Source organism: Stackebrandtia sp. (assembly GCF_035643755.1).
Lineage (GTDB): Bacteria > Actinomycetota > Actinomycetes > Mycobacteriales > Micromonosporaceae > Stackebrandtia.
The window spans coordinates 1-12,190 of record NZ_DASQPW010000132.1; the positions used below are offsets into that span (position 1 = coordinate 1).

General features: G+C 70.8%; 14 protein-coding genes and 2 pseudogenes. 5 read left to right on the top strand and 11 right to left on the bottom strand.

Features of this window, described 5'->3' with window-relative positions; genetic code table 11:
- Positions 1-989: pseudogene (locus VE172_RS10075) on the top strand (hypothetical protein); the annotation flags it as partial.
- A 27-nt stretch (positions 990-1,016) separates the two neighbouring features.
- Complete coding sequence (locus VE172_RS10080) at positions 1,017-1,808, top strand: FHA domain-containing protein (protein ID WP_414715085.1); 792 nt, start codon at positions 1,017-1,019, stop codon at positions 1,806-1,808.
- 3 nt (positions 1,809-1,811) lie between these two features.
- On the opposite strand, the gene VE172_RS10085 is transcribed toward VE172_RS10080, so the two are convergent.
- Positions 1,812-2,450 (bottom strand): nucleotidyltransferase domain-containing protein, encoded by a 639-nt coding sequence (locus VE172_RS10085; protein WP_324800687.1) that lies wholly within the window; start codon positions 2,448-2,450, stop codon positions 1,812-1,814.
- Between the two features lie 36 nt (positions 2,451-2,486).
- A complete protein-coding gene (locus tag VE172_RS10090) occupies positions 2,487-3,284 on the bottom strand; it encodes an exodeoxyribonuclease III (RefSeq protein WP_324800690.1) in 798 nt (265 codons plus the stop codon).
- A gap of 38 nt (positions 3,285-3,322) precedes the next feature.
- Between VE172_RS10090 and VE172_RS25410 the strand changes: the two are divergent.
- Positions 3,323-3,790: pseudogene (locus tag VE172_RS25410) on the top strand (NUDIX domain-containing protein); the annotation flags it as partial.
- Here VE172_RS25410 and VE172_RS10095 read toward each other — a convergent pair.
- The 5 genes from VE172_RS10095 to VE172_RS10115 form a co-directional block, all read right to left on the bottom strand.
- The gene (locus VE172_RS10095) at positions 3,785-4,264 is read right to left on the bottom strand and encodes an SRPBCC family protein (RefSeq protein ID WP_414715084.1); all 480 of its coding nucleotides are present in this window, start codon (positions 4,262-4,264) and stop codon (positions 3,785-3,787) included. The pseudogene VE172_RS25410 and the gene VE172_RS10095 sit on opposite strands and share 6 nt — an antisense overlap.
- 34 nt (positions 4,265-4,298) lie before the next feature.
- Positions 4,299-5,090: a phosphotransferase gene (locus VE172_RS10100; RefSeq protein ID WP_324800695.1), complete on the bottom strand. Its 792-nt coding sequence runs from the start codon at positions 5,088-5,090 to the stop codon at positions 4,299-4,301.
- Between the two features lie 91 nt (positions 5,091-5,181).
- On the bottom strand, positions 5,182-5,601 hold the full coding sequence (locus VE172_RS10105) for a CBS domain-containing protein (protein ID WP_324800697.1): 420 nt from the start codon (positions 5,599-5,601) through the stop codon (positions 5,182-5,184).
- A gap of 87 nt (positions 5,602-5,688) precedes the next feature.
- The gene (locus tag VE172_RS10110) at positions 5,689-6,423 is read right to left on the bottom strand and encodes a GNAT family N-acetyltransferase (RefSeq protein ID WP_324800700.1); all 735 of its coding nucleotides are present in this window, start codon (positions 6,421-6,423) and stop codon (positions 5,689-5,691) included.
- A 73-nt stretch (positions 6,424-6,496) separates the two neighbouring features.
- On the bottom strand, positions 6,497-6,793 hold the full coding sequence (locus VE172_RS10115; protein ID WP_324800701.1) for a hypothetical protein: 297 nt from the start codon (positions 6,791-6,793) through the stop codon (positions 6,497-6,499).
- 102 nt (positions 6,794-6,895) lie between these two features.
- Between VE172_RS10115 and VE172_RS10120 the strand changes: the two genes are divergently transcribed.
- Positions 6,896-8,731 (top strand): alkyl/aryl-sulfatase, encoded by a 1,836-nt coding sequence (locus tag VE172_RS10120; protein WP_324800704.1) that lies wholly within the window; start codon positions 6,896-6,898, stop codon positions 8,729-8,731.
- 22 nt (positions 8,732-8,753) lie between these two features.
- On the opposite strand, the gene VE172_RS10125 is transcribed toward VE172_RS10120, so the two are convergent.
- The 4 genes from VE172_RS10125 to VE172_RS10140 form a co-directional block, all read right to left on the bottom strand.
- On the bottom strand, positions 8,754-9,338 hold the full coding sequence (locus VE172_RS10125) for a dihydrofolate reductase family protein (protein WP_324800708.1): 585 nt from the start codon (positions 9,336-9,338) through the stop codon (positions 8,754-8,756).
- A 97-nt stretch (positions 9,339-9,435) separates the two neighbouring features.
- Complete coding sequence (locus VE172_RS10130) at positions 9,436-10,026, bottom strand: TetR/AcrR family transcriptional regulator (RefSeq protein WP_324800711.1); 591 nt, start codon at positions 10,024-10,026, stop codon at positions 9,436-9,438.
- A gap of 65 nt (positions 10,027-10,091) precedes the next feature.
- Complete coding sequence (locus VE172_RS10135) at positions 10,092-10,652, bottom strand: NADPH-dependent FMN reductase (RefSeq protein WP_324800713.1); 561 nt, start codon at positions 10,650-10,652, stop codon at positions 10,092-10,094.
- Positions 10,649-11,125, bottom strand: a complete 477-nt coding sequence (locus VE172_RS10140) for a nuclear transport factor 2 family protein (RefSeq protein ID WP_324800716.1) — start codon at positions 11,123-11,125, stop codon at positions 10,649-10,651. The genes VE172_RS10135 and VE172_RS10140 overlap by 4 nt, the downstream gene beginning before the upstream one ends.
- Before the next feature lie 154 nt (positions 11,126-11,279).
- Between VE172_RS10140 and sigJ the strand changes: the two genes are divergently transcribed.
- A complete protein-coding gene (sigJ, locus tag VE172_RS10145; RefSeq protein WP_324800719.1) occupies positions 11,280-12,188 on the top strand; it encodes an RNA polymerase sigma factor SigJ in 909 nt (302 codons plus the stop codon).
- Positions 12,189-12,190 lie beyond the last annotated feature (2 nt).

The window sequence follows — 12,190 nt, forward strand, 5'->3', positions numbered from 1 at the left end:
TCGTCATCGAGCCGTTCCGTCCGCCGGTCGAGCCCCGGCGCCGCCTCACCGGCCGCCGCGCCGTCGTCGTCGCGGTGGCGGCCGTGGCGGTGCTGGGTCTGGCGGCGTGGACGCTGGTGCCGTTGTGGGTCAACGACTCCCCGCACGGCCCGTCCACCGTGCTGGGGGACCCGCGTACCGCCGACCCGTGCGCGCTGCTGGACCCGTCCACCCTCACCAAGTACGGCGAGACCTCGCTGGACACCGACTACGGCAATTTCAACCGCTGCGACGTGCTGGTGTCGGGCGACGAGGACGGCGAGGTGCGCGTCTCGGCCGAGTTTCAGCGCCTCGACGAGCCGCCGTCGGGACCGTCGAAGCGCCTCGCCGGGTTCGACGTGGTCAAGCTCGGCCAGGACAGCGACGGCTGCGAACGCAAGCTGCGGCTGTACGACGACTACTACCTGGCGCTCAGCGCGGAGCGCTTCGTCGACCGCAAGTACGACCTGTGCGGCATGGCCGATGTGGCCACCGAGCACGCGCTCAAGGTGCTGGGGAAGGGGACGATTCCCCGCCGCGACCCGCCGCCCGCCGACGCCTCGCTGATCCGTCTGAAGGCGTGCGGACTGTTCGCCGCCAAGGCCCAGTCCCGGTTCCCCGGGGTCGACGCCGACCACCGCGAGGTGGGCTTCGCCGACTGGGAATGCCAGTGGCACAGCACCTCTAGCGGCGACACCCTGTCGGTGAGCTTCGACCGCGACGACCCCAAGAACGTGCACGACGGCGACACCACCACGCTGTCCGGCCACCTGACGTTCGTGGTTCCCGACGGGTACGGCGACGACACCTGCCTGGTGCGCATCATTCACCGGCATTACACCAACGGCCAGGCCTTCCCGACGGTCGAGATCGTCAAGCTGGTGCTGCGCGGGGCCGCGTCGCCGAAGCACCTGTGCACCCTGGCCGCCAAGGTCGCCGCGCCGGTCGCCGCCGCGCTGCCTAAGGTGTGAGGCGAGACCGTGTCCACGAAGGCCGATATGAACGAGATTTCGCCAGACAGAGCCGGACGGCCGCTTCCGGGAACCCACGGCAGCCTCGCCCTCGGCGTGCCGGAATCCAGCCCGGGGACGATCTACGCGCTGGCGGTCACCGGCGGAATCCGGCTCGGCCCCGGGGAGGGGCGGGAGATCCTTTTCGGACGCAACCGTCCCGATGTGCATGTGTGCGTGGGGGAGTACGACCAGCGGGTCAGCCGCAACCACGGCAGGGTGACCCACCGCGGTGGCCAATGGTGGGTCGCCGCCACCGGGCGGCTGCCGGTGCGGCTACCCGGCTCACGGCTGCTGTACGCCGACGACGAGCCCATCCCGCTGGCCGCGGGCTACACGCCGCTGTTCGTGCTGGGTTCGCGCGGCCGCGAGCACCTGCTCGAGCTGTACGTGACGGCCGACGGCGACGAGGCGCCGACCTCCCGCCACGGCGAGCACACCCGGCCCCCCAAGGTGTGGCGGCTGGACGCCACGGAGCGGCTCGTCCTGGTCGTGTTGGCGCAGCGCTATCTGCTGCACGAGGCGTATCCGCAGCCGCTGGCCTGGCGCCAGGCCGCCGAGCACCTCGCCGACCTCCAGCCGGACACCAGGTGGGGGGCCAAGCGCGTCGAACACCTGGTGGCGAAGGTGCGCACCCGGCTGTCCCAGGAGGGCGTCCCGGGCCTCACCCGCGAGGAGGTCGGCGAGCCCGTCGGCAACACGTTGAACCACAACCTGATCCGCGAACTGATGGAGGGCGCCACCCTGGTGCCCACCGATCTGCGGCTGCTGGACACCTAGGCGCTACAGCCGGTCCAGCCATTCGTGGTCCGGGTGCTGCCTGGCGATCGCCGCCGCCAGCCACCCGCGGGCCTCGGCGTCCAGACCGCCGACGGTGCGGTCGAAGTCGACGCGGTCCTTGTCGCGCATCTGCTTCGACTTGTGCAGCAGCACCGCCTGCGGCGCCATGTAGGAGAGGCCGTCGGCGGCGGTGACCACCGCCCGCGACATCGGCAGGCGGATCGAGTGGTCGCGCTTGAACACCCACTCGTCGCCCTCGACTATGGACAGCGGAAGGTCCATGATCCACGGCTCCGTGGCGTCGCGCCGCGCCCACAACTGTTGCCGCCCCGGCATCATGGGGTTGTCGCCCAGCAGGGGATTCAGCGACCCCGAGTGCGCCTCCCAGAAGTGCATCGCCGGCAGGTGGGCGCGCAGCGCCGCCACGTCCCGCATCGGCAGGGTCACGTCGACGTCGTCGTGCGGACGGCTGGTGCCGGTGGCGGCGTCGATGGCCAGGCCGCCGACGATCCACCAGCGCACACCCGAACCGTCCAGCAGCTCGGCGATCTCGGTGGGGGACAAGGGATCCCACGGCCCGTACCAGGACAGGAACTCCGGCTCGGACAGATCGTTGGCGACCAGGCGCGGTGCTTCGGGCATCGCGGCATCGTGCCACACGGCACGGCCGCTGTCGCCTCAGTTTTGGTAGACCACCGTCACCGGGGCGTGGTCCGACCAGCGCGCGTCGTGGGTGTCGGCGCGCTCGATGACCGCCGAGGCCGCGGTGTCGGCCAGCCGCGGGGTGGCGACGTGGTAGTCGATCCTCCAGCCCGCGTCGTTGTCGAAGGCCCGGCCCCGATACGACCACCACGAGTACGGCCCCGGGCCCTCGGGATGCAACCTGCGCTGCACGTCCACGTACCCGATGTCGTCGAACACCTTGGTCATCCAGGCGCGCTCGTTGGGCAGAAACCCGGCGGTCTTCTGGTTGGCCTTCCAGTTCTTCAGGTCGTCCTCGCGGTGGGCGATGTTCCAGTCGCCGCACACCACCACGCCGCGCTTCGCCTTGTCGGAGCGCTTGCGCAGGTCGGTCAGGTAGTCGGCGAACTCCTCCATGAACCGTTCCTTCTGGTCCTGGCGGCGGGTGCCGGTCTCGCCGGAGGGCAGGTACAGGCTGGCCACGGTGACGCCGGGCAGGTCCACCTCGAGGTAGCGGCCGGTCTCGTCGAACTCCTTCGACCCCCAGCCGACCTGGGTGCGGGTCGGATCCTGGCGGGTCAGCACCGCCACCCCCGCCCGTCCCTTGTCGACGGACGAGGCGATGTGGAGGTTCCAGCCGTCCACCTCGCGGACCTCGGCGGGCACCTGTTCGTCGGTGGCGCGCACCTCCTGCAGACACACCGCGTCGGCCGAGGTGGCCGACAGCCACTCCACGAAACCCTTCTTGGCGGCGGCCCGAATCCCGTTGACATTGACCGTGGTAACAGTGATCACGAGCGCACCCTACCCGGTTTCGGCGGTACGGTCGAGCGATGTCCCCCACGACGCGTCGCACCGTCCGGGTGCTGTGCCTCGACGCCGATCACCGCGTCCTCATGCTGCGCTGGAAGGACCCGGTGGACGCCCACGAACTGTGGGAGCCGCCGGGCGGCGGTATCGAGGACGGCGAGACCCCGATCGCCGCGGCCCGCCGCGAGCTCGCCGAGGAGACCGGCCTGGTCGCCGATCGCTGGAACCCCACGCCCACTCCGGTGGAGGTGGAGGGGCGCTGGAAGGGCCGTCGGCTGTCCTACACCGAGCCATATTTTCTGGCGCACGTGGACGCGCGGCGGCCCGCCATGGGCCGCGACGGCCTGATGGACGACGAGACGACCACCCTGATGGAGCAGCGCTGGGTGCCGTGGCACGCCGTCGCCGCCCTGCCGGACACGGTGTACCCGCCCGACGTGGTCACGGTTCTGACGCGCCTGGACCCCGGCGGCCCCTGGGCGGGGTTAGGACTTGGCGGCGTACGCGGCCAGGCCGTCGGCGAACTTCTGGAGGTTGCGCCGCATGCCCGCGGCGAACAGCCACCCGGTGCCGACGTACTTGGGGCGGAACCGGCTCGACCAGTCGATGTGGCAGCCGCCGTCGTCGGTGGGCGTCAACTCGACGGTGCCGCGGTAGTCCAACATGGGCAGACCCTCGTTGGTGTACACGTATCGCTTGCCCGGCACCAGTTCCACCAGCGTGTCGTAGCCGGTGTTGCGCCCCATCACCTGGCGCCGCACCTCGCCGACGGAGTCGGGGACCCCGTCGGGGGCGGGCTTGTGGACCTCGCACACCGTCATGGGCGACCACTTCAGGGTCTCGTCGCGGTCGAGCAGCAACCGGTACACCTCGTCGCACGACGCCGTGGTGGTCGCCGAGACGGCTATCTTCTTAAACGCCACGTCCACTCCATACAAATAGTGATATGTACACACATACCACATTGCACATTCGGGCCCGGAACCGCGGCGCCGTGATTCAGCCGAAGTCGCGCAGGTCCCGGTACAGCCGCACGCGGTCGGCGTCGCACGGAATCTCGCCGTAGCGGTACAGCACCCGGTCGGCCAACGGCCTGGGCAGCGCGCGGGTCAGCGCCGCCAGGTCGGTGTAGCGGTCGGCGACGCCGAGCCTGGCGGCCTCCGCCAAGCCGGTGACCACGTGGGTGTCGGGGTCGACGAGCACGTGCGCCGGTATCAGGTCGCCGTGGCACACGGCCTTCTCCTCGCGCCCGGCCGACAGCGCGAAGGCCATGAGCTCGACCAGCAGGCGGGTGCGCCCGCGCGGGGTGCGCGCCGCGGGCAGCACGTCCACGTCGAGCTCGGCCATCGCCGCGGCGGCGCACGCGCGCGGCATCGTGACGTTCAGGCAGCGGTCGAAGGGGCAGGCGGCGCGGTCGAGGGCATGCACGGTCGCGGCCAGGTCGGCCAGGGCGTCGGCGACCTTGGTGGTGTCGGTCGACGCCGCCACCGTCGAGGCGGCGACGCCGTCGGGCAGGCGCGTGACCAGGAAGTTCTCGTATTCGCACTCGCCCGCGTCGATGACCTCGGGGACGGGGATGCCTTGGGCGGCAAGCCATCGCAGTTTCTCGGCCTCGGCGGTGGGCGCGGTGTCGGGGTAGGCGATGTCGGCGTCCTCGGCGATCTTGACGCGCAGCCGCAGCGGGCCGTCCAGGTCGAAGATCGCGCCCTCGCAGGCGGTGTCGATGCCGACGGGCCGCCACCGGTACGCGGCATAGGTCCTGCGCAGGCGCTCGCGGGCCGGGGATGACATGGCAGCGATTGTGCCGCAGCTCCTCGCATGGGCGCGGCAACGACACCCCCGGGCGGCGCCGCGCGATTTCGACGCGGCGCCGCCCGGGCCGTCACGCGGCGGCGCGGATCGCCTCGACGAAGCGCCCCAGGGCGTCGTCGGACAGGTGGCGCGCCAGATCCGCCTCGGTGATCATGCCGACCAGCCGGCGGTTGTCCATGACGGGCAGCCGACGGATCTGGTTCGCGCGCATCACCGTAATGACCTCGTCCACGTCGGCGCCGGCGTCGATGTGGAACGGGACCCCCTCGGCGAGCTCGCCCGCCGTCATGGCGCGCGGGTCGCCGCCGGTGGCGACGCACTTCATGACGATGTCGCGGTCGGTGATGATGCCGCGCAGCCGATCGTCCTGGCCGCACACCGGTAGCGCGCCGATGTCGCGATCGCGCATGTGCCGCGCCGCCTGTTGCAGGGTCTCGTGCTCACCTATGCAGGTCGCACCCGAATGCATGATGTCTCTGGCGTTCGCCATGTCCCCTCCTACCGCGTGGTGAAAAAGTCGCGGAACCCCCGGAAGATGCCGTCAGCGTACCGACAAGGGCGCGTGCCGGTGGGCCAATCAGCGCGACGCCCACCACGTCGACGGCGACGCGACGGCGTATCCGAGGGATTCGTACAGCGGACGGCCCAGCCGCGACGCCGTCAGCGTGGCGGGTAGGTCTGCCAGCGGCGCCAGCGAGCCGAGCATGACCGCCCGGCCCACGCCGCGGGAGCGAAACTGCTCGTGGGTGCCCACCCAGTAGTGGCTGGCGAGTCCATTGTCGACGACGCTGACGCAGGCCCCGGCGATCTCGCCGTCGAGCCGCGCCGCGTACACCGCCACGCCGGGCTCGTCCAGGATCGCCGGCGGAAACATCTCGCCGCCGCGGTACGGCAGGAACTGCACCAGCCCGAAGCTTTCGATCACGGCGCGTTCGGCCCCCCGCAGCTCTTTCTCGTCGCCGACCCTGGCCACCTCCATCGCCGGCGCGGCAACGGGCGCGGGCCGGCGCGCCATGACCGGCATCTGCCAGCCGCGCAGCTCCAACCGCGCCAGGTCGGTGGCGCTGAACGGATCCTCGACGTTCACCGGGCCCGCCGCCTTGGCCGCCAGCTCGGCGATCGCGGCGACGTCCTCGGCGGACGGGTCGGGGCGCTGGATCAGGACGCGGGTGCCCGCGCGGGCGTCGCCGACCACGGCCAGGAACGCGGGGGTGTTGATCACCTGGTGGCCGCGGCTGCGGCCCGTCGCGGCCCAGAAGGCGGCGGAGTTGCGGGCCTGAAGCAGCGGCGCGTCCCGAAGCGAGATGGTCATGGCGCCCACAATCCCTTGCCCCCGTCGCCGGGGATTGTGTGGGCCGCCGCGATGAGATCTCGGTATCAGCCGCCTATCGGACGTACGCGGTGTAGACCCACCCGTTGTTCAGGGTGCCGCCCTTGAACTGGTACCACCGCTTGCCGTGCTTGTTGGTGCAGTAGTGGTCGAAGGTGTAGCGCTGATGCTTGGCGTGGGCGAAGATCGAGGACGTGCCGCTCGGGCTGTAGTGCACCGGGGCGCCCCTGGACGCCGTCAGGTGGAAGGTCTTGGTGGCGCAGTTGCCGTCGGCCCGCGCGGTGGCGACGCCGCCGACCACGCCGACGGTCAACACGGTCGCCGCCGCGATCGCCAGGACTCCCTTACGCATGTTCACTCCTTTGTCGTGGGACTGTCGGGTTGTCCTGAAAGTGTTCTCAACCGGGTCTAGGCCGGGTCTAGCCGTTAAGGTGCGTCTGGGGGGTAGATCACGATGGCTGAGCCGATATTTCCGTACGCCGACGAGCAGGACTTCGCCGACGCCGATCGGGGACTGATCGCCACACTGGATTCGGTGGTGGTGAAGAACGACAACGGGGATGTGGTGTGGGACAACGACTCCTACACCGCTTTCCTGGACGGGCAGGCACCCGAGACGGTGCATCCGAGCCTGTGGCGGCAGTCGCGGCTGGCCGCCAAGGCCGGGCTGTTCGAGGTCGTCACGGGCATCTACCAGGTCAGGGGCCTGGACCTGTCGAACGTCTCGTTCATCGAGGGCGACACGGGCGTGATCGTGGTGGATCCGTTGTTGTCGGTGGAGACCGCGCGCGCCGCCCTGGCGCTGTATCGGGCGCATCGCGGGAATCGGCCCGTCACGGGGCTGATGTACACCCACAGCCACGCCGACCACTTCGGCGGCGCCAAGGGAGTCACCACACAGGACGACGTCGACGCCGGGCGGGTCCCGGTGATGGCGCCCGCGGGGTTCATGGAGCACGCGATCGCCGAGAACGTCTTCGCGGGCACCGCGATGGCCCGCCGCGCCGGGTACATGTACGGCGCTGCCCTGCCGCGCGGGTCGCGCGGCGGCGTCGGCGCGGGCCTGGGCCAGACCACGTCCACGGGCACCGTGAGCGTCATCGCCCCAACCATCCACATCACCGACACCGGCCAGGAGGTCGCCGTCGACGGGGTCCGCCTGGTGTTCCAGCTGGCGCCGGGCACCGAGGCACCGTCCGAAATGCACATTCAGGTGCCGCAGCGGCGGGCGCTGTGCATGGCCGAAAACGCCACCCACACCCTGCACAACCTGCTGACGCTGCGCGGCGCCCTGGTGCGCGACCCGCACGCGTGGGCCGGGTATCTCACCGAGGCGATCGAGCTGCTCACCGCCGACGTCGACGTCGTGTTCGCCTCGCACCACTGGCCGACCTGGGGGCGCGACAACGTGGTCCGATTCCTTGGCCTGCAGCGGGACCTGTACGCCTACCAGCACGACCAGACGGTCAGGCTGCTCAACCGGGGCCACACCGGCGCCGAGATCGCCGAGACGTTCGAGCTGCCGCCGGCCCTGCAAAACGCCTGGCACACCCACGGGTACTACGGGTCGATCAGCCACAACGTCAAGGCCGTCTACCAGCGCTACATGGGTTGGTTCGACGGCAATCCCGCCCGCCTGTGGCAGCACCCGCCGCGCGAGGCCGCGCTGCGCTACGTCGACTTCATGGGCGGGCCCGACGCGGTGGTGGCCAAGGCCCGAAGGAGCGTCGACGACGGCGACCTGCGGTGGGCCGCGCAGGTTCTCGACCACGTCGTGTTCGCCGATCCCGCGCACGCCGAGGCCCGCGGCCTGCTGGCCGAGGTGTTGGAGCGGCTGGGCTTCGGCGCCGAGAACGGCACCTGGCGCAACTTCTTCCTGTCGGGGGCCACCGAGCTGCGCGACGGGAACTTCGGCACGCCAACCGAAACAACCTCGCCCGACATGCTCGCCGAGCTGCCGCCGCGGATGTTCCTGGACTCCCTGGCGGTGCGGGTGAACGGCCCGAAGGCGTGGGACCTCGACCTGGCCCTGGCCTGGGACTTCCCCGACCACGGCACGGCCTTTCGCACGACGCTCCACAACGGAGTGTTCACCTACGTCAGGGGCGGACACGGCGAGGTCGCGGTGACGCTCACCGTCCCGCGCCGGGCCCTGCCGTACCTCGTGATCGGGGACCTCGACGCCGCCCAGGGGGCCGGGCTGCGCATCGACGGGGACGCCAAGGCGCTGGCGAAGCTGCTGGACGTCCTCGACGCGGGCGACCCGGCGTTCAACATCGTCGAGCCGTAGACCGTCCACGACGGGCCCCGGCTCAGCGCCGCTCGTAACGGGCGATGACGACGCCCTTGGTGGTGGTGACGCTGTCGGTGAGCTCGAACCGCGTCAGCGGCGCGGGGCCGTCGAACAACCTGGCGCCCTCGCCCAGGGTCAACGGGTGGATCAGCAGCGTGTAGGCGTCGATCAGGCCCGCGGCGTGCAGGCTGCGCACCAGCGCCGCGCTGCCGTTGATCGACAGGTCCGCGCCGTCCTGCGCCTTCAGCGTGGCCACCGTGTCGACGGCCTCGCCGCGCAGCAGGATCGAGTTCTCCCAGGCATCGGCGTTGTCCAGGCCGCGCGACACCACGTACTTGGTGGCGGCGTTCATGTGCGCGGTGAACGGGTTGCCGTCGGTGGCGTGCGCCCACGCCCCGGTGAAGTCCTCCCAGGTGCGGCGCCCGAACAGCATGTCGCCGCGCTTGGCCATGCCCTTGCCGAGCTCGCGGGCCATCACCTCGTCGTTGTACCGGGGGCCCCAGCCGCCGTGGGTGAAGCCGTTTCGGGTGTCCTCGTCGGGGCGGCCCAAACCCTGGACGACTCCGTCGAGGCTCATGAACATCGTGACCGAGATCGAGCGCATCGCGCGTTTCCTTCCGTGCGGCGGGCCGCCCCTGTGGCGCCCCTCGTCACCTACACGAATCGGCGCCGACCGGATCGACAACGCGCCGACGTCGGCGTCAGACGGACTGTCGCGACGGCGCCAGGCCCGACAGCGCCGCGTCGACGATCGCGTGCAGCCGCTCGGTGTCGGGCAGGTGGCGCAGCAGCAGCCAGCGGTAGTAGGTGGGTCCATACAGGAGCTCGACGATGAGTATCGGGTCGAGGTCGGACCGCAGCTGGCCCTGCTGCTGGGCGCGTTCGATGCGCGCCACGGCGCCCGCCGTCAGGGGCTCGATGAGGCGGATGCGCAGGGCCGCCGCCAGCTCGGGGTCGTCCTGGGCGGCGCCGATCAGGGCCCCGTACAGCGGCCCGACGCCGGGGCTGCCGAGGATGCCCGACACGGAGACCATCTCCGTCTTGATGTCGGTGGCGAAGTCCCCGGTGTCGGGAAAGGACACGTCCGCTATCGACGCCACGAAGCCGTCCAGAAGCACCGCGGCCTTGGAGGACCACCATCGGTAGATGGTGTTCTTGCCGACGCCCGCCCGCGCGGCGATTCCCTCGATGCTCAGCTTCGAGTAGCCGACCTCGCGGCACAGTTCCCAGGCCGCGCGGATGATCGCCGCGGCCGACTCTTCGTTACGACGTTCGGGTCGACGGGGTGGCATCGCCCGATCATACGCCTGGGCGGAACGGGTCGTTCCGCCCAGATTAAACCACAGTGGACTATCGGTCAGGTCGCGCGCAGCGGCGCCAGGGCCGCGCTCCAGGCCACCACCTGATCCAGCATGGTGCCCAGCGCGGCGACGCTCTGCTCGCCGGGCCTGAACGTGGAATAGCCCTCGAACTCGGTGGCCAGCGACAGCGTGACCTGCTGGCTGACGTCGGCCAGCTGGAGCGCCCCGCAGGCCAGCCGCAGCTGCTCGGCCGCGCGGGCGCCGCCGACGACGCCGTAGGACACCAGCCCGGCCGCCTTGTTGTTCCACTCGGCGTACAGGTAGTCGAGGGCGTTCATGAGCGCGGCGGAGGTGGCGTGGTTGTACTCGGGCGTGACCAGGACGAAGCCGTCGAGCGGGGCGATGCGGGCCGACCAGCGCTTGGTGTGTTCGTGCTGGTAGCGGCCGAACATCGCCGCGACGGGCTCGTCGAGGTGGGGCAGGTCGTGCTCGCGCAGGTCGATGAGCTCGAACTTCGCGTCGCCGCGGCGCGATGCCACGTCGTGCACCCACGCGGCGACCTGTTCGCCGTTGCTGTTGGCGCGGGTGCTGCCCAGGATGATGCCGATGTGGGTCATGACCGCTCCTGCTGTGCCGCGAGGGGTCGGGCCGTCGGGTTGTGCGGCGTGCCGTTCAGCGGGGAGGAGTCCTCGTAGCGAACCTCGAAGACCCGCTCGGTGAACCTCCAGCCGTCGGGGGTGCGGCGGTAGCGGTCGTGGTAGATCGCGTGGCTGAGCCCGCCGCGGCCGTCGACGGCCCGTCCGAGCTCGAAGATGTACGCGCGCCCCGACGCGGTGTCGCCGTCGAGTCGAACCGTGCCCGGGGTGGTGTTCTGGATCAGGAACTCCACGAACGCGGGCACCTTCCGTCCCCAGTCGACGATCGCGGCGGGCCCCTCCAACACCGCGGGAATGTTGGGCATCCGCAGGACGCCGTCGGGGGTGAACAGGGTCGCGGCGCGGTCGTAGTCGCGCATCATGACCGCGTCGGTGAACTCGGCGCGCAGCGCCTCGATCGCGACGCGATCGGCCAGCGCCTCGTAGTCCGTCATCGAAATGCTCCTTGGTGTCAGAAACGGGTGCGTCTCGACAAGACCGACGACGGAGACTGTCGGGGTGTGAGGTGGGGTCGGCGGCGTCACATTTCGGCGCGCCGTTTCGTCGGACGGGCATAGGCTGCGGCGATGCGAAGGAGTTGAGGACATCGTGGACACCCCCGAGGACCTGGACGCGGTGATGAGGGAGCGGCGCCAGCTCACCAACGTCGCGTACCGACTGCTGGGTTCCCTGGCCGAGGCCGAGGACGTCGTGCAGGAGACCTACGCGCGGTGGTACGCGCTGTCGGACGGGCAGCGCGACGCGATCGACAACCCCGGCGCCTGGCTGACCACTGTGGCGAGCCGGGTGTGCCTGGACCTGTTGGGCTCGGCCCGCGCCCGCAGGGAGCGGTACGTGGGGGAGTGGCTGCCCGAGCCCGTCCCGAAGCGCACCGAGTGGATCGGCGCCGACGGCGCCGCGGACCCCGCCGATCGGGTCACCCTGGACGAGTCGGTCAACATGGCGTTCCTGGTCGTCCTGGACACGATGACCCCCGCGGAGCGGGTCGCGTTCATCCTGCACGACGTCTTCGCCTACTCGTTCAACGAGATCGCCGACATCGTGGGCCGCAGCCCCGCCGCGTGCCGCCAGCTGGCCTCCTCGGCGCGCCGCCGCGTCCGCACCTCCCACGCCGCCCCGGGCGCGGCGCCGGGGCAGGCCGCCGTGGTCCGCGATTTCAAGCGGGCCTTGGAAACCGCGGACATCAGGGCGGTGATGAGCCTGCTCGATCCGTCCGCCACCGTGATCGCCGACGGCGGCGGGCTCGCCAATGCCGCGCTGCACCCGATCGTGGGCAGGCAGCGGATCGTCAGGTACCTGGCCGCGCTCGCCGCCAGGGCCGACATCAGCGTGCCCTGGCTGGAGCGCACCGTCAACGGCCAGCCCGGCCTGATCTCCCAGGAGGACGGTCGGACCCTGACGGTGCTGGCCTTCGCGGTGGACGGCGACCGCATCACCCACATCTGGTCGATCCGCAACCCCGAGAAGCTGCGGGAGTGGACGCGGCGGGCGACGTGACC